The sequence below is a fragment of the Neorhizobium sp. LjRoot104 genome, assembly GCF_964253725.1.
Taxonomy (GTDB): Bacteria; Pseudomonadota; Alphaproteobacteria; order Rhizobiales; family Rhizobiaceae; genus Neorhizobium.
The window spans coordinates 846,660-864,461 of sequence record NZ_CAXURS020000002.1 but is presented as its reverse complement, the minus strand read 5'-3'; the positions used below and the strand labels follow the sequence as shown (position 1 = coordinate 864,461).

The window sequence follows — 17,802 nt, the reverse complement described above, 5'->3', positions numbered from 1 at the left end:
GGAGAAAACCAGAGTGCACATCACCGGGATAAAGACCTACATGCAGCGCGTGGACGACCGTCCCCGCCTGCTTCTCAAGATCGAGACCAGCGAAGGCATCTCCGGCTGGGGCGAATGTTACAATCACGGCCCGGACTGGGCGTTGCCACCGCTTTTCGACTACCTCCTCCATCAGATCGAGGGAGAAGACCCGCGCCGGGTGGAGTTCCTCGTCCTGAAACTCAACCAACAATGCCGGTTTCCTCCCGGAGCCCTGGGCCTTGCCGCGATTTCCGCGATCGATCACGCATTGTGGGATATCGCCGGCAAGGCCGCGGGCCTGCCGGTCTACATGCTGCTGGGCGGCAATGTGCGTGACCGCGTCCGCGTCTATTGCGGCGTCTATACCGCCCCGGATCCGCAGGACGCGCTCGAGCAGACGCTCCGGCTCAACGAAGATTTCGGCTATACCGCGTTCAAGCTGAGCCCTTATCGCCGCGATCTTCACAACAGCCGCTGGGGCGAACTGGTGAAGGAGACGGGCGACTATTTTGGCAGGATCCGCGAGATCACCCCCTCGCATTTCGAATTTGCCTTCGACGCACATGCCAAGATCTACGAACCCTACCAGGCCGTGCAGCTGGCCGCCGCGATCGCACCATACGACCCGCTCTTCTACGAGGAACCGATCCGGCCAGAACATATTCCCGCATGGACGGAGCTGAAGTCGAAAGTCACCGTGCCGCTGGCTACCGGCGAATCCTTGTACAACCGCTTCGAATTCCTGTCGCTGCTTTCCGCCCGCGGCGCCGACATCATCCAGCCGGACATCTGCGTCGTCGGCGGCGTTACCGAGATGCGCCGTATCGCAGCGATCGCGGAAGCGCATTACGTGACCGTCGCGCCCCACAACCCGATGGGCCCGCTCGCAACTGCCGTAAACATCCATTTCTGCGCCGCACAGCCGAACTTCAAGATCCTGGAGTTCAAACCGCATATACATGCGCCCTGGGCGCTCGACCCCTATATGCCGGTGGACGGATACATGAACCTGCGTCCGGATCGCCCGGGCTGGGGTATCGAGATCGACGAGAAGGTGCTGGAGACGGAAGACTACGTGCATTGGGAGCGGAAAGTCACCCGCAAGCCGGATGGCTCGACCGCCTATCCGTGAAACCGAGCCTGGCCAAAGCGCAAAGCCCACCGCTCCATCCGCTGGGCCGGGCCCCATGTTCACGACCTCGCTCCGCCATCGCGTCGCCCAGGCCTCGAAGTTCGCCGCGCTTGGTATGCGTGGGCGGCACGGCGTTCAAGAGCGCCTGGTTGTAGCTGTGGCTCGGCCGCTTCAGCACGTCATCCACCGACCAAAGCAGTCACCTATGACTATAAGGAAGATCGGGTGACGATAGAACCGGATCGGCATCAGTCCGCGCCGTCAGTGCCGTCTGCGGATGACAGGGCGAGGACCTCTCTCCAACACGCACGCGAACGCCAAAACGGCACTTGACCTTCCCATAGTCGGAAGGGGCACTCTTCGTAGAAAAGAGTTGGGCATCCGGAATGCCGTGGCTGCGCTTCTGTGATCCATGCTTGATGAAGATCAAAGCGGGTGTGTCGAGGACCCGTAAATTGTCCATAGGGCAGAAACAGGCTGAGCAAAATGGACTCGCGGAAGCGGAAACCACTGATCTGGAGGATATGCGTCACGCTGATCGCTGTCGCTATTCTCTTCAGTGCGCCTGCTTCCCATGCCACCCTCCAGCCGTGCTCGACGGAATACAGCGCATCCATCGATCACCCTCACCAAGGCGATCATCATTCAAAGCCAAAGATAGCCCTTGGTGATGAGGCCTGTTGCAGCGGCATCTGTACCCTCTGCCTACTGATCCTTCCGTCACCGACGACCACGTCGTCGGACATGGCGATCCTTGTTGCCCGTATTTTCGATCTCCAGGATCACCTTGCCGGTAGGGCTCCCTCACCGGGGTTCAAGCCTCCGCGATCCGCTGCCTGATGTCGCGCCCGCCTGTCAGCGGGCCAATTCCGTCATCAGCACTGTCGGCATGCCGACATAGATCGAGAGGCATATCATGTATCGCCGTCAATTCCTGAAGACGCTCGCCGTGAGTGCGGCAGTCGTCTCGCCTATCCTCAATTCCACCCGTGGACTTGCAAATCCCGCCCTGACTGATCTCGTCATCGGAAAGCGAACCCTGGACGTCAACGGCAAGGCTGCATCCGTCTTCGGACTGGCCGACCGCGGCGGCAAGCCCGGCCTCGTGCTGGATGCGGGCACGGACTTCAACATCCGCCTCCTCAACGAGACATCCGAGGACACCCTCATCCATTGGCATGGCCTGACGCCGCCGTGGAACATGGATGGCGTACCGGACAATCCGGCCGCCTTGCTGACTGGCGGGGAAACACGGGACTACACGTTTCCCGTCGGCCCTGGCGGCACCCATTGGATGCACGCCCACACGCTGCAGGAACAGAGCCTGCTTGCCGCGCCGCTGATTGTCCGCACGGTGGAAGACCGCGCCCGTGACGAACAGGAGGTGGTGATCCTGCTGCACGATTTCTCGTTCAAGTCTCCGGAGGAGCTGCTTGAAGGACTAAAGGGCCGCGGCTCGCGACATGGCGGCATGCAGTCGGGCCACCAGGGCATGATGCAGACGATGACGAACATGCAGGGACATCGGATGCCGATGACCGGCATGTCGACGATGAGCATGCCGATGGCGGGGATGTCCGCCATGGACCTCAACGACATCGAATACGATGCCTATCTCGCGAATGACCGAACCCTGGATGATCCGGAGGTCGTCAGTATCGAGAAAGGCGGCCGGGTACGCCTGCGCATCATCAACGGAGCGACCGCGACGGCCTTCACCATCGATACCGGACGCATTGTCGGCAGTCTGATTGCCGTGGACGGTATCGACATCGAGCCCATACCAGCCGGCCGGCTCCCGATCTCGATGGGTCAGCGCCTCGACATCCGGTTGGAGCTTCCCGCTGGCCCCGGCTCTTACCCCATCCTCGCGCTTCGCGAAGGTGCGAAGGAACAGACCGGCATCATCCTCGCGACCAAGGATGCAGCCGTTGGAAAGATCGGTTCAACGGCGTCGGCGACCAGTCCTGTTCTCGATCTGGGTCTGGAGCAGCAGCTTCGGGCTGCAACACCTCTCACCGCCCGGTCACCTGACCATCAGTACGTCATCACACTGGCGGGTGACATGGCCGCGTACACCTGGGGCATCGACCCGCCCGCGCCACTGGACGTTTCCAAAGACAAGCGGGTACGCCTCACGATGCGGAACATGTCGATGATGGCGCACCCTATGCACCTGCATGGGCATCATTTCCAGGTCGTCGGCGTCAATGGCCGGCAATTCCGCGGAGCCGTCCGCGATACCGTCCTGCTGACGCCGATGGCCGAGGTTGTGGTGGAGTTCGATACTGTCAATCCCGGACGTTGGCCGCTTCACTGCCACCATCTGTACCACATGGCCACGGGCATGATGACTTACATCGCCTACGACGGCGCGATCTGATCAGGAGACCGACATGGCACACGACCATCATGAACATGCCCACCACGATCACGATCATCAGCACGAAACGAGCAAGACCGAGCCTGCGAAGGCTCCGTCCCAGGCTCCTGCCGGAGAAAGGATCGTCTACACCTGCCCGATGCACCCGCAGGTCAGGCAGATCGGACCGGGCAATTGCCCGATCTGCGGCATGACGCTCGAACCCGAGACACCTGCTGCTGTGTCCGGGCCGAGCGCGGAACTGGTCGACATGCAGCGCCGCTTCTGGATCGGACTGGCGCTTTCCTTTCCGGTGCTTGCGCTGGAAATGGGTGGCCATCTGACGAACCTGCACATGCTGCTCGGCCCACAAACCTCCAACTGGATTCAGATGGCTCTGGCGACGCCTGTGGTCCTCTGGGCGGGCGGGCCATTCTTCGAGCGCGGCTGGCAGTCACTGGTCAGCCGCCATCTCAACATGTTCACGCTCATTGCCATGGGTACGGGCGTCGCCTGGATTTACAGCGTCGTCGCGACGCTCGTGCCTGGCGTCTTCCCAGAGACGTTCCGCTCCGCCGAAGGCGCGGTTGCCGTCTATTTCGAAGCCGCTGCCGTGATTACCGTCCTGGTGCTGCTTGGGCAGGTCCTGGAGTTGCGAGCCCGAGAACAGACGGGCGGTGCAATCCGTGCGCTCATGGACCTGGCTCCCAAAATGGCGCGCCGCGTGAAGGCCGATGGCACGGACGAGGATATCGGTCTCGACGCCGTGGTCGTGGGAGACAGGCTGCGCGTCCGTCCGGGCGAAAAAGTCCCCGTCGATGGCACCCTTCTCGAAGGACGAAGCTCCGTCGATGAGTCCATGATCACAGGGGAATCCATGCCCGTGACCAAGGAAGTCGGGTCCAAGCTCATCGGCGGGACGATGAACCAGACCGGCGGCTTCGTCATGGAGGCCGGAAAGGTCGGCCGCGATACGATGCTATCGCGGATCGTCCGAATGGTCGCGGAGGCGCAGAGATCCCGTGCCCCCATCCAGCGACTGGCGGACGAGGTGTCCGGCTGGTTCGTTCCCGCGGTGATCGCGATCGCCATCATATCCTTCATCACCTGGATGATGATTGGTCCGGAGCCCCGGTTCGCCCATGGCCTTGTCGCGGCCGTCGCCGTCCTGATTATCGCCTGCCCTTGCGCCCTCGGGCTGGCGACCCCGATGTCCGTCATGGTCGGCGTCGGCCGTGGTGCGAGACTTGGCGTGCTGATCAAGAATGCCGAAGCCCTGGAGCGCTTCGAGAAGATCGATACGCTTGTCGTCGACAAGACCGGCACCTTGACCGAGGGACGCCCGAAGGTCACCGCAATCGCACCGCGCGAAGGTATTTCCGAAACCGAATTGCTCCGGCTCGCAGCAACCCTGGAACGGTCAAGCGAGCATCCGTTGGCGCTTGCCATCGTCAATGCCGCGAATGAACGTAACGTTCCTCTCGGCGATGCCCAGGATTTCGATAGCCCGATCGGCAAGGGCGTGAAGGGTACCGTCGAGGGCAGAAAGCTGATCCTGGGCAGCCACCGGATCATGGGCGAGGCTCATGTTGACGTCTCCACCATGGCAGCCAAGGCCGAGGAACTGCGGAACGACGGGGCGACCGTGATTTTCATGGCCGATGATGGTATACTGGCCGGTCTCTTTGCCATTGCCGATCCCATCAAGGCAACGACACCGGAAGCCGTGCGGCAGCTCGTCGCCGAAGGCGTACGGGTGGTGATGCTGACGGGCGACAACAAGACGACTGCCCAGGCCGTGGCCCGCAAGCTCGGCATTACCGAGATCGAGGCGGAGGTTCTTCCCGAAGACAAGAGCAAGATCGTCGCCCGCCTCCGCGCCGAAGGCAGGATCGTCGCGATGGCGGGAGACGGCGTCAACGACGCCCCAGCGCTTGCCGCCGCCGATGTCGGGATCGCCATGGGCACCGGTACCGACGTGGCCATCGAGAGCGCAGGCGTCACGCTCCTGAAGGGCGACCTCCAAGGCATCGCACGCGCCCGGCAGTTGAGCCGCACGACGATGCGGAACATCCGCCAGAACCTCTTCTTCGCCTTCATTTATAACGCAGCGGGCGTCCCTGTCGCAGCGGGCCTTCTCTATCCCGCCTTCGGCGTCCTGCTGTCGCCCATCATCGCCGCTGCCGCTATGGCGCTCTCTTCCGTCAGCGTCATCGGTAATTCCCTCAGGCTCAGGAGCATCAACCTATGACCTCGTCCCGCGCATGGCTCCTCATGGCAGCCTCGCTCGCCGTCATCGTCGTCTTCTTCATCCTTCGCGAACACTGGACACATGCCCTCGGTCTCGCGCCATATCTCCTCCTGCTCGCCTGCCCGCTCATGCACCTCTTCCACGGCCACGGCGAGCATCAAGGGCACGACCACAAGGATCGCACCCCATAACCATGCCGGCGACCCGACGAAGAAAACCCCCAGCCGCAGTTCAGCCTATGGCGGCGCGGGGCGCTTATTCTCCTCTCACCCCCTGCTCCGAGTGGCACGGTCTTGATACCCAAAGCAGGCTCAGCTCCGAAATAGCGGCAAGCGCACGATGATCCTCGCTCCACGGACTGGAGCATCGTCGATCGCCAATGTTCCGGCATGCGCCTCCACCAAATTGCGGGCCACTGCAAGGCCAAGGCCCGCTCCACCGGTCTTGCGGGCGCGTGATGTTTCGAGCCGCACGAACGGCTCAATCAGGATTTCTCGCTGATCGACCGGAATGCCGGGCCCCTCATCGTCAATCGTCAGCTTCAGCCATTCGCCTTCAACACTGAGCCTGAGATGCGCCGCGCCGCCATATTTCAGTGCGTTGTCGATCAGGTTCGCGAAAATGCGCCTGAGTGCCAGGCGGTCGCCTATCAGAAGTGCGGTCTCGGCTGCGGTATCCGGTTCCGTCTCGACTGGAAGAACAGCCAAGGTGACGCGCCCTCCGGCTGCCAGGCGGTCGGCAACCTCGGCCTCCAGCAACGGCACGATGTCGAATAGCTCCTCATCCAATGCGCCGACTCCAGCGCGACCGGCAAGCATTGCGTTGTCGAGCAGTTCGATCATGTCGTTTATGTCGGCCACGGCTTTCTCCCGCACCCCTTCGTCCGGAATATGTTCCAGCCGCAGCCGCAGCCGCGTCGCAAAGGTCCGCACGTCGTGCTGTATGCCGCCAATCAGTGCAAGCCTTGCCCTGACGATCGCATGAAGCCGTGTCTGCAGCCGCTCAAAAGCTATGATCAGTGCTCGCGTTTCTGGTGCGGCGCCTTTCAGCTTCGGCAAAGGAACCGGAGTGTCGGTCGGATCGATCCGGTCGACGGCTGCGGCCAACCGCGTCAGCGGGCGGATCTCGCGATGGAGGGCGATCATGGCCACGACTCCGAAAAGTGTGCCGATGAGGCCGGCGCCGAGCCCCACCGGCAAGCCGAACCACGTGACGATGAAAGGCGTGCGAGTCTCCATGACCAACACCCGCCCCGGCGAAAGCCGGACACGGAACTGGATGGGGTTCACCACGCCCCTGAAGAAAAGCGGCCGCCTTATCCGGCGCCCCGGCGTGAGGAGGCGGATCGAAAGAAGATCCTCACCCAGCACCTCGCGATAGATCCGATATTCGGTATTGTCCCATAGATCGGCAGTCTCTCCGGGCGGCAAGTCGGTCCCGGTGATCCGCAGATCAAGGATCGGTGAACTCGCGGCATCGATCAGCAAGGGCCACCGATCCTCCGGCTCACTCTTCAGGAGAGTGGCAATTGCTGCGACTTGCCCGGGCGGAGGATTGGAAGCCGTTCGGCCGAGGCCATTCGCCAGATAATAAAAGGAGATCAGCGCGACCCACAGGGCCAGCAAGCCGGCGCCGCCAATCGCGATCAACCTGCGAGAAAGGCTTAAGCGCAACATCACGTCACCTGGCGCACCGGCACCGTCAGCAGGTAACCTCCATTGCGAACCGTACTGATGAGATTGCTGCCGGGACTTGCCGCATCCAGTTTCCTGCGCAGCCGCGAGACGAGCAGGTCGACCGTCCGGTCGAAAGGATCGGCCGTGCGGCCATGAGTCCAGTCGAGGATCTGGTCGCGCGAAAGCACCCGGCGCGGCCTCAGCACGAAACAGGAGAGAAGCTCGAATTCGCCGCTCGTCAGCGGCACCGGCCCGCCGGGTTCCGCTTCAAGCTGTCGCGCGTCGAGATCGGCGACGAAACGGTCGAAGGCGAAACGCCGGCTCGACGGCTGGAAGGGTTGCGGCGAAGCCCGTCGTAAAAGCGCCCGGACGCGCGCCAGAAGCTCGCGTGGCCCGAAGGGCTTGACGAGATAGTCGTCGGCACCGAGTTCCAGACCCACGACACGATCGGTCTCGTCGCTTTTCGCCGTCAACATCAAAATCGGCAGCGGTCGTGCGGCGCGAACGCGACGGCAAACCGAAAGGCCGTCCTCGCCGGGCATCATAAGGTCGAGGATCATCAGGTCGGGCTCGCGGCGGCGGAAGATTTCATCCATGGCGCGGGCATCCTCCGCCATCTCCACGGCGTAATCCTCCCGCGACAGGAAATCGCCGACGAGTTGCCTTATTTCGGCGTCGTCATCGACAATCAGAATGGTGGCGACGGGTCGGTTCATGTCGAAACCATGGCGAAGCGGTCTCACGAAATCAAGCTGCGCGGGACCGCCGATACAAAATGCTACACGCGAACAACAAAAGCTTACGTTTTGAGAACTGCACGACAAAACCCGCATACATCAGCAGACCATTCTTACCCTCGCATCACCGGCCGATTCCCTGCGACCAATGATGTGACGACCCAAACCATACGAGGATGGAAAGATGACCAAGACACTCGCCGCCTGCCTGCTTGCCAGCACTTTCGCGCTTCTTTCGGTCGGTCAGGCGAACGCCTGGACACGTGAGGGTTCGGCGAGCGGCCCGCGCGGAACCGCCTCTGTGCATGCGAACGGCAGTTGTGCGTCCGGCTCCTGCTCGCGCAGCATCACCCGCACCGGCCCCTATGGCTACAGCACGTCGCGCAGCGGCTCGGCCTCCTGCGACGGCGGCACCTGCACCGGTTCGCGCACCACAACCGGTCCGCGCGGCAATACCGTTACCCGCTCAGGCAGTTTCCAACGTTACTGACTTGAGCCGGGCGCCCGGCGGCTTGTCAACCCCTAGCCAACCCCTGGCTCAGGCCGCCGGGCGTTCCTGCTGAACAAACGAGGTTCTTCCATGTTCCAGAGCATCGTCGATCCATCCGTGCGCGGCGGTATCCTAGTCGTCGCGGCATCCTTCATGCTGCTCGAATACCTCATCGGCCGGTTGGCGCGGCACGATACCCATGACCTGAAGGAATCCGCCGCCTCCTTCGGTGTCGCATTCATTCACAGCATTCTCCGCCCCGTGGAAGCCGCAATCGTCGCCACGCCTTTCATGCTCGCGTATCGGTACCGCCTGATCGATATCGACATCACCGGTGTCGCGGGGGCTCTAGCGCTCTTCCTCGCCGTCGATTTCGTCTATTACTGGCACCATCGCGCCTCACATCATATCCGCTGGCTCTGGGCGACCCATGCCGTCCATCATTCTCCGACGAAGCTCAACCTGACGGCTGCGATCCGGCTCGGCTGGACGGGGAGCATTTCCGGCAACTTCCTCTTCTTCCTGCCGCTTGCCTTTGTCGGGTTTCATCCGTTCGGGATCGTCGTCATGATGGGACTCAATCTCGCCTATCAGTTCTTCATTCATACCGAGCTTTCGCCCCGCCTCGGGCCGCTCGAATGGGTGCTGAACACACCGGCGCATCACCGCGTTCATCACGCTTCCAATCCCGGCTGCCTCGATAAGAATTTCGGCGGCATCCTGATCGTCTTCGATCGCCTGTTCGGCACATTCGCGGAAGCGCCGGCGACCGAACCGCTGCGTTATGGCCTGCGTGGCCGCCTCGCATCGGTCCATCCCGGCCGGATCGCTCTCGGCGAATGGGCGATGCTCTGGCGGGATTTCTGCCGGGCGCCGAATATAAGCAGGAAGCTCCGCGTGCTTTTCGGACCGGTTGGCCCTTCGCCCAGCATCTCGCCCAAACCTCCGCCGGCCGTCAATGACAGCCTGCCGTCCGCAACCAGTCCCATCACCAAAACCGAAGGACTATCCCGATGATCCGAAAGATCCTGTTCGCCCCCACGCTTTTCGCCCTGTTCATCGCGACACTTGCCGGTACAGCATCCGCCCAGACGCAAGTCTCGCCAGAGATGCGCCAGAAGGCGATTGCGGTTGCACGCGCCTGCCGCGCTGATCTCAAGACCTATTGTGACGGTGTCGATAGGGGCGAAGGCCGTATCGCCGCCTGCCTTAGACAGAACGCCGACAAGCTTTCCTCGCCCTGTCGCACGACGCTCGCAGACGTGGCGCAGCGCTGACCAAACGCTCGGAAAGGAAGAACCATGTTCAGGAAACTGCTTCTCGCGCTGGCCATGCTGGCGGGCATGTCATCCGTCGCCGCGGCTGCCACAGTTGCGGTCGCAACCGGCGACGTCAACCTGAGGGCCGGGCCATCGACCGTCTATCCCGTCGTGACCGTCGTGCCGGCCGGCGCCCGCATCACGACCTTTGGATGCGTCGCAGGGTACAGCTGGTGCGATATCTCGCTCGGCGTTTATCGGGGTTGGGTATCGGCAAACTACATCCAGGTCGTTTATCGCGGCGCGCCGGTCGTGCTGACGCCGGTCGTTGCACCCCGTATCGGCGTCGTCGTGGTCGGCTATAACCGCGCCTACTGGGATCGCTATTACGTCCGCTATCCCTGGCATCATACCTGGCGCGATTACCCGTCGGCCGCGGCGCCACGTGTGAATTCGTTCGACCGGTCGGTGGAATGCGCAAATGGAGCCTGCACCGCCACCCGATCGACTACCGGCATCTATGGCGGCTCAGCCACCCATACCCGCACCTGCAGCGGTGGCGAATGCGCAGCGACACGCGAGGTCGTCGGTCCCCGCGGCAATACGACATCGCGGGTCCGCAATTGCAGCCGGCCCAATCAGTCCTGCTCCGTTACACGCACCGGCCCGCGTGGCGCCTCTCGCACCCGCGTGTTGACACGTTAAGAGGGAGGCGATGCAATCCCGATCCGACAGGGGCGTCGCAAGCGGCGATCGACGCTCTCATCGCCAACGCCGTCGGCCTAAGGCCGGATCAACCGGCTCAAGACCCTCGGGCGTGCGTTTCACGGCAGTGCAGCTCCCACATTGGTGGGGCACGAATGCTCCCGCCGCGCAACACCAGCTGAGCACCCCTTCCTCGCCAAAACCTCCAGGCACCGTCGTGCGCCAGCTCACGACGCGGTTCCGGCGAAATGGCAGGCCGTCTGGTGCCCGCGGCGATCTTGCGACGCGTGCGGGCCGAGCATCGGCACCTGCTCGGAGCAGATCTGCTGCGCTATCGGACAGCGGGTTCGGAAACGGCAGCCGGACGGCGGATCAATCGGGCTTGGAATATCGCCCTGCAATACGATGCGCACCTTCTTCGCTGCGCTGATATCCGGGTCGGGAATCGCCGATAGCAGTGCTTGCGTATAGGGGTGTCTCGGTGTGTTCAGGATGTCAGCAGTCTCGCCGATCTCGACAATCCGCCCCAGGTACATGACCGCGATCCGATCGCTGACATAGCCGACGGCGGCCAGGTTGTGAGCAACGAAGACATAGGTCAGGCCAAGTTCCCGACGCAGATCGCCCATCAGGTTGAGAATCTGGGATTGCACCGAGACATCCAGGGCCGATATCGGCTCGTCCGCGACCACAAGGCGCGGGCGCAGTACCAGCGCGCGCGCGATGCCGATCCGTTGCCGCTGACCGCCGGAAAATTCATGTGGGAACCGCTCCATGGCGTCGGGAGGCAACCCTACCTTTTCCAACATTTCTCGGATCAGCGCGTCACGTTCCGCCCGGCCCATGCCACCCCGGGCAACAAGTCCTTCGCCGATAATGCTCCGCACGCGCATGCGTGGGTCGAGGGAGTCATTGGGATCCTGGAATATATACTGCATCTGATGGCGGATGGATTGACGTGCGCGTCCGCTCAATGCGGCGACGTCCTCACCAGCAAAGATTACTTTGCCCCGGCTGGCTTGATGCAATCCGACGATCAGATGCGCCGTGGTCGATTTGCCGCAACCCGATTCGCCCACCAGGCCAAGCGTCTCGCCCTCGTAGACGTCAAGATTCAGCCCGTCCACCGCCTGAACGACCTTGCCGGGGCCGCTCGGGAAATGTTTGGTCAGGTCGTGTAGCGTCAATAGCGGCTCAGTCATCTGCGCTTCCCATCACTTCTGGAGCGCCGCTCTGCCGTCCTTCGGCCAGCCAGCAGGCGGTGCTTTGCGCGCCGACTACAAAATGCGGCGGCGCCTCTGTCTGACAACGATCGAAGGCCTGTGTGCAGCGGTTCGCGAACCGACAGCCCTGCGGCCAGGCCTTCGCACTCGGCACGATCCCGGGGATCGAGTTCAGCCTTTTTTCCCTGCTCATTCCAAGCCGCGGAATGCAGTCCATCAGTCCTCGCGTATACGGATGCTGCGGTGCGGCCATGACGGCAGCGACCGGCCCCGCTTCGACGACCTGGCCACCGTACATGACCACGACGTCGTCGCATATCTCCGCGACGACGCCGAAGTCATGGGTAATGAACATCACCGCCATTCCCAGTTCGTCGCGCAGCCGCGCGATCAGCTCGAGGATCTGCGCCTGGATCGTCACGTCGAGAGCGGTTGTCGGTTCGTCCGCGATCAGCAGTGCTGGATTGCAGGTGAGCGCCATGGCGATCATGATCCGCTGGCGCATGCCGCCGGACAGCTGATGCGGAAAGTCATCGACGCGCCGATCCGGAGATGGAATGCCAACAAGCCGCATCAACTCGACCGCTCGGCTGCGCGCCTCGCGCCGGCTGATCCTTTGGTGAAGGCGGATGTTCTCGATAATCTGCGCGCCCACGGTCAGAACGGGGTTCAGCGAGGTCATCGGCTCCTGAAAGATCATTGCGATCTCATTGCCCCGCAGGTTGCGCAGGCTGCGCTCGTCCTCCAAGGCCAGGTCGCGGCCGCGGAACAGGATCCGGCTGCCGGATTCTATCCGGCCCGGATGCTGGATCAACCCCATGATCGACGCTCCGGTAACGCTCTTGCCGGATCCCGATTCGCCGACCACGCCCAGAATGCGGCCTGCGCCGATGGACAGGCTGACCCCGTCCACCGCGCGCGTCGCCGCCCCGGGCGTATAGAAATAGGTGCGCAGGTTCTCGACCTGCAAAAGCATCGGCGCCGCGACCATCACGCGACTTCCAGATGTTCCGGCGGGTGCAGATCCTGCCAGGGAAAGGCCAGTTCGAACTGGCGCGCCGCCCGCAGGACGAGCGCCTCGTCATTCGGGCGGCCGATGATCTGAAGGCCGACCGGGAGGCCGTCGACGAAACCGCAGGGCACGCTGGCGGCACAGCAGCCCGCGAAGTTGACCGGCAGCGTGTAGGATACAAGTGCCGGGATACGCTTGGTCATGTTGTCCGTTTCGATGACCGGGGCGGTGATCCCGATGGTCGGGGCCAGCAGCAGATCATGGTCGCCGAACGCCTCATTCACACTACGGACAAATCGGGCGCGACGCAAAATCGCGCGCGAATACTCAGTCCCGGATATGCCCGCGGCCCATTCGAAGCGGGTCTTCGCATAGGGTGTAAGCTGTGCGAACCGTATCGGGTCGCGCTCCAATTCCTCGCCCAGGCTGGCGCGGCAGTCTACGAAATCCAGAACGCGCCAGGCTTCGTCTATTCCGTCCGTATCAAGTCGCAGCGGCTGCCGGTCGAATTTTGCACCGAAGGCCCCTATTTTCTCCGCTGCCGAGCGCACGACGCGCAGGACCTCGGGAGAGGAGAAGCTCTCGGCAACGGTATTGTCCCACCAGGCAACCGAGACGCCCTCGATGCCGCTCTCCAGACCGCTCAGATAGTCGGGCGGCGTATCGGTGCGGCAGAAGGGATCCTGTGGCATGGGGACCGCCAGAACCTGGAGCAGCATTGCCGCATCCCGCACGTCGCGCGCCATGGGGCCGATCGAGGAGAGGAACATCCTCGACCCAAAACCGCCGTGCTGCGGTACGCGGCCGGAGCTCGGGAGCATGCCGAAGATGCCGCATTGCGCCGAGGGGAGGCGGATCGAGCCTCCCGAATCGCTGCCAAGCGCGAGCGGGCCGAACCCCATGGTCAGCGCCGCCGCCGCGCCGCCGCTGGACCCACCGGCGGTGCGCTGGCGTTCCCAGGGGTTACGGCATTCGTCGGAAATCAGCCCTACAGTGCGCCAGTACATGCCAAATTCGGGCGTGTGGGTCTTGCCCAGGATGACCCCGCCAGCCGCCCTGATCCGTGCGACATGGACGCTGTCTTCCAATGGAATGTGGTTCTCAAATATCTTGGAGCCACCGGTCGTGCGCAGCCCCTTGGTGAAGAACTGGTCCTTGATCGTCACGGGCACGCCGGCGAGCGGTCCGGGAGTCTGGCCCTCGGCGATAGCCTGGTCCGTCGCCCGCGCCTCGGCCATTGCTCCCTCGCCGGCCAGCGTCAGAAAAGCGTTGATCCCTTTGTCAAGACGGCCGATCCGCTCGAGCAATCGCCCGGTGATTTCCTCGGCGCTCACCTTGCGGCTCACTACCAATTCCCGCAGGCGCCAGGCTGGCAACCAGTGGATGTCTTCAGCATATGTCATTTTCAGCCACTCACTTTCGGATCGAATTTGTCTCTAAGCCCGTCGCCGAGCAGCAGGAACGCCAGCACGACAAGGATGGTCGCCGATCCCGGCGCCAGGACGAGCCAGGGCGCGCGCGTCATGACGGACGTCGATTCCGCTATCATCCCGCCCCAGGTCGGTGTCGGGGGCTGGATGCCCATGCCGAGAAACGACAGCGCGGATTCCGTCAGAAGCGCCGCGGTAATGACCGACGTCGACTCGATGATCAGCGGGGTCGAGATGTTGGGCAGCACATGGGTCAGCAGGTTGCGCAGCGGAGACACGCCCAGAACTTCGGCCGCCAGCACAAATTGCCGCCGACGCAAAAGCAGAGTGGCCGACCGCGCAATCCGCGCGAACTGCGGCACAAACAGGACCGACATCGTAAAGATCAGATTTGCGGTGCTGGTTCCCAACACAGCGACCAGCGCCACCGCCAGGAGCAGCGGCGGAAAGGCCTGAAGAATGTCGAGCACCCGCATCAGCACCAGATCGACAGAGCCGACATTGTATCCCGCGATCATGCCCCATGCGGCTCCAGCCATCAGTGACAGCGCCATTGCACAGAAGGCGACGATCAATGAGGTCCGGGCGGCGTCGAGGGTTCGAGCCAGAACGTCACGTCCGAGCAGGTCTGTCCCCAGAAGGTTCGCGGCGCTCGGCGGCTGCAGTGACATCGCGACCATATCGGTCGGCCCGTGGGATATGACGAATGGGCCTCCAAGCGCCAACGCCAGAAGAGCAACGAGCAGGACGCCGCCAATCCTGATAAGGACGTTCTGCCCCAAGAATGCCCTGATCAGGGCACGAGTGAATAGTTCGGGCCGCCACGCCGTCTCGGATCGTTCAGACATAGGTTAGATCCTCGGATCTAGAAGGTGATAGGTCAGGTCGACGACCAGGTTGATCAACACCACCATCGCGCCGATGGTGAGGACGGTTCCTTGAACCAGCGTGTAGTCGCGGGTGCTGATCGCGCTCAGCATCAATTGCCCCATTCCCGGCAGGCCAAACACCTCCTCGACCACGACGACGCCGGAAATCAAATGCGCCGCGATCAGGCCCGAGGCGGTGACCACCGGCAGCAGCGCGGAGCGTAGTCCATGGCGCAGCAGGATACGCAGCGGCCCCGCCCCCTTGGCGCGGGCGGTCTGGATGTGCTGCTCCCGCATTACCTCCAACATGGCGCCGCGCGTGTAGCGCATGATGGTCGAGGCGGACGACAGCGCCAGTATGCAAGCAGGCAGGAACAGCGTCGTAACGCCGGCCCAGGGGTCCTCGCCGAAATCGATCGTGTTGAACAGTCGAACGGACGGCGCGAACAGCGAGAAGAACAGAATTGCCGAGACGCTGGCAAAAAAGGTCGGCACGGCCATTCCGGCAAGCGAGGCGATCCGCAGAAGAACATCCGAAATCCGGCCGCGCCGGCTGGAGGCCAGAACCCCCGCCGGTATCCCGACCGCAACCGAGATGCCCAGCGCCATTGCGGTAAGCACCAGCGTAACCGGCAGGTGCGACAGGATCTCCCCCGCAACCGAAACCTTGCTGATCAGTGAATATCCAAGATCGCCGCGGATGACTCCGAATATCCACAACAGGTATTGTGTGATCAGCGGCTTGTCGAGGTTCAGGCTGCGGCGGATGTTCTCGGCTTCCGGCGAATCCAGCGCGATCTCGGCGCCGGCGATCGTGGTCACGACGTCACCCGGAACGAGATGGATGAGCAGAAAGCTCAGCACCGACATGCCGAACAGAACCGGCACGAGCAGCATCAGCCGCCGCAGGAGGATCGATCCTTCCATGTACTCAACTCCCCGATCAGCTCGCGAGCCAGGCTTGGCGCAGCATGACCAGCGCCGCGAGCGGCGTCGACGAGTAACCCTTCAGCTCCGAACGCCACAATTCGAAATTCATCGGGCAGGCCGCCGGGAACATGGCATATGCCTGATCGGCGATACGCCGCTGGATATCGCGATAGATGCCCACGCGCGCGGCGGGATCGACGGTCTCGCGACCCTTGAGGAAAAGTGCGTCCAGCTCGGGATCCTTGGTCTTGCCGGGGTTGATCGAAGAGGTCGAAGCCAGGCGGATATTCATATTGGTTTCCGGATCGGCTGCCGGGGCCAATCCCACCACAACCAGCGGCGCCAGGGTGCCCTGGAGGGTCTTGACGAGGCTGCCCCATTCCTGCTGCTCGATGGTGAGACGGATTCCTACCCGCGCAACCTGCTGCTGTATCACCTGCGCCACGGAAACGTCGCTGAACGTCGCGGGCGACACTGCGAGCTGGGTCTTGAAGCCTTCGGGGAAACCGGCCTCGGCCAAGAGCGCCTTGGCCTGCTTCAGATTCTCGGTCTGATAGGGTAGACCGAGCACCTCCTCGCTCGGGATGCCGTAAGGCGCCTGCGCCGGCGGAATGGCGGCCGCCAGCGCTGCCCGACCCCGCCACACCACATCCGCGATCTGCTGGCGGTTCATGGCAAGGCTGAAAGCGCGACGCACCCGGACATCGTCGAAGGGCGGAGTGCGCTGGTCGATTTGCAGCAGCACGACGCGCATATTCGCCGGGCTATCTTGGCTCTCGAACCCGGGCTGGCCGGCCATCTGCTGCACCACTTCGGGGGTGTCGACCGACGTCAGCTGGCAGGTGTTGCTGCGAAGCGCGGCAACGCGGCTGCCTTCGTCAGGGATGATCCGGAGTTTCAGGCCATCGAGATAGGGCAGACCCTCTTCGTAGTAGTCGTCGTTGCGGGTCAAAACGAGATTGGAATTGGCCTGGAAACTCACGAACTTGAACGGTCCGGTCCCGGCGCTGCCCGCGACGACCTCGTTGGTGGGCTTGATGTCCACTTCCGATACGATCGCCGAATATTTGACCGTCGCCAGAAGGTTCAGGAAAGGCGCGAAGGGCTTGGACATGCGGAAGATGACAGTCCGTTCGTCCGGCGTCTCGATGGCGCTGATGGACGAATAAAGCGAGCGCCACGGCGAGGCGGTCTCCGGGTTCGCGATGCGGTCGAACGTGAACTTCACGTCCGAGCTGCGTAACGTCTCGCCATTGTGGAACTTGACACCTTTGCGCAGAATGAATTTGTAGGTCAGGTTATCGACAATCTCGTAGCTCTCCGCCAAATCAGGCTCGACCACGGTTCCGGTCCGATCCCAGCGAAGCAGACAGCCAAAAATATGCTCGGTTACAGCGGTTGTCGCGAAGGCCGCCGATTTGTGGGGATCGAAGCTGGGTGGGTTGGCCGCCAGGCCGACCACGAGAACGCCACCCCGGCGCGGTTTGCTTTGCGCCAACGCCGGATGGCTCAGCTCGATCGCTGCAAGCGCGAGCATGGAGGTTCCGGTCCAAAGAAAGGATCTTCTGCTGATCGTCATTTTTCTGTTCCCCTGTTGCTGATAAATTTGCGCTTTTTTTTCTTATCCAGCAGATCCAAACACTTCTTGGATGGACAGTGCCTCCCGCCGCCTGCCGCATCGAACTTCCAATCCATATCAATTTTG

Annotated in this window: 16 protein-coding genes; 8 read left to right on the top strand and 8 right to left on the bottom strand. The window is 62.6% G+C overall.

Annotation, left to right across the window (positions count from 1 at the left end; translation table 11 throughout):
• The first annotated feature begins 13 nt into the window (after positions 1 to 13).
• The 4 genes from ACSQ8R_RS26250 to ACSQ8R_RS26235 all read left to right on the top strand — a co-directional run bounded on the left by ACSQ8R_RS26250 (position 14) and on the right by ACSQ8R_RS26235 (position 5,957).
• Positions 14 to 1,153 carry a mandelate racemase/muconate lactonizing enzyme family protein gene (locus ACSQ8R_RS26250; RefSeq protein ID WP_436256272.1) on the top strand — a complete coding sequence of 380 codons (1,140 nt, stop codon included), beginning with the start codon at positions 14 to 16 and terminating at the stop codon, positions 1,151 to 1,153.
• Between the two features lie 916 nt (positions 1,154 to 2,069).
• Positions 2,070 to 3,536, top strand: coding sequence for a multicopper oxidase family protein (locus ACSQ8R_RS26245; protein ID WP_436256271.1), 1,467 nt, complete (start codon positions 2,070 to 2,072; stop codon positions 3,534 to 3,536).
• Between the two features lie 13 nt (positions 3,537 to 3,549).
• Positions 3,550 to 5,766 (top strand): copper-transporting P-type ATPase, encoded by a 2,217-nt coding sequence (locus ACSQ8R_RS26240; RefSeq protein WP_436256270.1) that lies wholly within the window; start codon positions 3,550 to 3,552, stop codon positions 5,764 to 5,766.
• A complete protein-coding gene (locus tag ACSQ8R_RS26235) occupies positions 5,763 to 5,957 on the top strand; it encodes a DUF2933 domain-containing protein (RefSeq protein WP_436256269.1) in 195 nt (64 codons plus the stop codon). Before ACSQ8R_RS26240 ends, ACSQ8R_RS26235 begins: the two co-directional genes overlap by 4 nt.
• Positions 5,958 to 6,077: 120 nt before the next feature.
• On the opposite strand, the gene ACSQ8R_RS26230 is transcribed toward ACSQ8R_RS26235, so the two are convergent.
• Together ACSQ8R_RS26230 and ACSQ8R_RS26225 are read right to left on the bottom strand one after the other, a co-directional pair.
• Complete coding sequence (locus ACSQ8R_RS26230) at positions 6,078 to 7,253, bottom strand: sensor histidine kinase (RefSeq protein WP_436256268.1); 1,176 nt, start codon at positions 7,251 to 7,253, stop codon at positions 6,078 to 6,080.
• Between the two features lie 188 nt (positions 7,254 to 7,441).
• Positions 7,442 to 8,158 (bottom strand): response regulator, encoded by a 717-nt coding sequence (locus ACSQ8R_RS26225; protein ID WP_436256267.1) that lies wholly within the window; start codon positions 8,156 to 8,158, stop codon positions 7,442 to 7,444.
• Positions 8,159 to 8,363: 205 nt separating this feature from the next.
• Between ACSQ8R_RS26225 and ACSQ8R_RS26220 the strand changes: the two genes are divergently transcribed.
• The 4 genes from ACSQ8R_RS26220 to ACSQ8R_RS26205 all read left to right on the top strand — a co-directional run bounded on the left by ACSQ8R_RS26220 (position 8,364) and on the right by ACSQ8R_RS26205 (position 10,633).
• Positions 8,364 to 8,669, top strand: a complete 306-nt coding sequence (locus tag ACSQ8R_RS26220) for a hypothetical protein (protein WP_436256266.1) — start codon at positions 8,364 to 8,366, stop codon at positions 8,667 to 8,669.
• Positions 8,670 to 8,759: 90 nt separating this feature from the next.
• Positions 8,760 to 9,686 carry a sterol desaturase family protein gene (locus ACSQ8R_RS26215; RefSeq protein ID WP_436256265.1) on the top strand — a complete coding sequence of 309 codons (927 nt, stop codon included), beginning with the start codon at positions 8,760 to 8,762 and terminating at the stop codon, positions 9,684 to 9,686.
• Positions 9,683 to 9,946, top strand: a complete 264-nt coding sequence (locus ACSQ8R_RS26210; RefSeq protein WP_436256264.1) for a cysteine rich repeat-containing protein — start codon at positions 9,683 to 9,685, stop codon at positions 9,944 to 9,946. The genes ACSQ8R_RS26215 and ACSQ8R_RS26210 overlap by 4 nt, the downstream gene beginning before the upstream one ends.
• A gap of 24 nt (positions 9,947 to 9,970) precedes the next feature.
• Positions 9,971 to 10,633: an SH3 domain-containing protein gene (locus tag ACSQ8R_RS26205; protein WP_436256263.1), complete on the top strand. Its 663-nt coding sequence runs from the start codon at positions 9,971 to 9,973 to the stop codon at positions 10,631 to 10,633.
• Positions 10,634 to 10,860: 227 nt separating this feature from the next.
• Here ACSQ8R_RS26205 and ACSQ8R_RS26200 read toward each other — a convergent pair whose 3' ends face one another.
• The 6 genes from ACSQ8R_RS26200 to ACSQ8R_RS26175 are packed head-to-tail and all read right to left on the bottom strand — an operon-like array spanning position 10,861 to position 17,634.
• Positions 10,861 to 11,835, bottom strand: coding sequence for an ABC transporter ATP-binding protein (locus ACSQ8R_RS26200; protein WP_436256262.1), 975 nt, complete (start codon positions 11,833 to 11,835; stop codon positions 10,861 to 10,863).
• Positions 11,828 to 12,847 (bottom strand): ABC transporter ATP-binding protein, encoded by a 1,020-nt coding sequence (locus ACSQ8R_RS26195; protein WP_436256261.1) that lies wholly within the window; start codon positions 12,845 to 12,847, stop codon positions 11,828 to 11,830. Before ACSQ8R_RS26195 ends, ACSQ8R_RS26200 begins: the two co-directional genes overlap by 8 nt.
• The gene (locus ACSQ8R_RS26190; RefSeq protein WP_436256260.1) at positions 12,847 to 14,271 is read right to left on the bottom strand and encodes an amidase; all 1,425 of its coding nucleotides are present in this window, start codon (positions 14,269 to 14,271) and stop codon (positions 12,847 to 12,849) included. Before ACSQ8R_RS26190 ends, ACSQ8R_RS26195 begins: the two co-directional genes overlap by 1 nt.
• Positions 14,272 to 14,273: 2 nt before the next feature.
• Entirely contained in the window at positions 14,274 to 15,146 is an 873-nt protein-coding gene (locus ACSQ8R_RS26185) for an ABC transporter permease (RefSeq protein ID WP_436256259.1), read from the bottom strand.
• A 3-nt stretch (positions 15,147 to 15,149) separates the two neighbouring features.
• On the bottom strand, positions 15,150 to 16,094 hold the full coding sequence (locus ACSQ8R_RS26180) for an ABC transporter permease (RefSeq protein WP_436256258.1): 945 nt from the start codon (positions 16,092 to 16,094) through the stop codon (positions 15,150 to 15,152).
• A gap of 16 nt (positions 16,095 to 16,110) precedes the next feature.
• Positions 16,111 to 17,634 carry an ABC transporter substrate-binding protein gene (locus ACSQ8R_RS26175; RefSeq protein ID WP_436256257.1) on the bottom strand — a complete coding sequence of 508 codons (1,524 nt, stop codon included), beginning with the start codon at positions 17,632 to 17,634 and terminating at the stop codon, positions 16,111 to 16,113.
• Between the last annotated feature and the right edge of the window lie 168 nt (positions 17,635 to 17,802).

What these genes read in the sequence shown, in the direction of transcription:
- ACSQ8R_RS26245 (WP_436256271.1), top strand. Translation starts at nt 2,070, where the DNA reads ATGTATCGCCGTCAATTCCTGAAGACGCTCGCCGTGAGTGCGGCAGTC.
- ACSQ8R_RS26240 (WP_436256270.1), top strand. Translation starts at nt 3,550, where the DNA reads ATGGCACACGACCATCATGAACATGCCCACCACGATCACGATCATCAG.
- ACSQ8R_RS26235 (WP_436256269.1), top strand. Translation starts at nt 5,763, where the DNA reads ATGACCTCGTCCCGCGCATGGCTCCTCATGGCAGCCTCGCTCGCCGTC.
- ACSQ8R_RS26225 (WP_436256267.1), bottom strand. Translation starts at nt 8,158, where the DNA reads ATGAACCGACCCGTCGCCACCATTCTGATTGTCGATGACGACGCCGAA.
- ACSQ8R_RS26220 (WP_436256266.1), top strand. Translation starts at nt 8,364, where the DNA reads ATGACCAAGACACTCGCCGCCTGCCTGCTTGCCAGCACTTTCGCGCTT.
- ACSQ8R_RS26215 (WP_436256265.1), top strand. Translation starts at nt 8,760, where the DNA reads ATGTTCCAGAGCATCGTCGATCCATCCGTGCGCGGCGGTATCCTAGTC.
- ACSQ8R_RS26210 (WP_436256264.1), top strand. Translation starts at nt 9,683, where the DNA reads ATGATCCGAAAGATCCTGTTCGCCCCCACGCTTTTCGCCCTGTTCATC.
- ACSQ8R_RS26205 (WP_436256263.1), top strand. Translation starts at nt 9,971, where the DNA reads ATGTTCAGGAAACTGCTTCTCGCGCTGGCCATGCTGGCGGGCATGTCA.
- ACSQ8R_RS26200 (WP_436256262.1), bottom strand. Translation starts at nt 11,835, where the DNA reads ATGACTGAGCCGCTATTGACGCTACACGACCTGACCAAACATTTCCCG.
- ACSQ8R_RS26195 (WP_436256261.1), bottom strand. Translation starts at nt 12,847, where the DNA reads ATGGTCGCGGCGCCGATGCTTTTGCAGGTCGAGAACCTGCGCACCTAT.
- ACSQ8R_RS26190 (WP_436256260.1), bottom strand. Translation starts at nt 14,271, where the DNA reads ATGACATATGCTGAAGACATCCACTGGTTGCCAGCCTGGCGCCTGCGG.
- ACSQ8R_RS26185 (WP_436256259.1), bottom strand. Translation starts at nt 15,146, where the DNA reads ATGTCTGAACGATCCGAGACGGCGTGGCGGCCCGAACTATTCACTCGT.
- ACSQ8R_RS26180 (WP_436256258.1), bottom strand. Translation starts at nt 16,094, where the DNA reads ATGGAAGGATCGATCCTCCTGCGGCGGCTGATGCTGCTCGTGCCGGTT.
- ACSQ8R_RS26175 (WP_436256257.1), bottom strand. Translation starts at nt 17,634, where the DNA reads ATGCTCGCGCTTGCAGCGATCGAGCTGAGCCATCCGGCGTTGGCGCAA.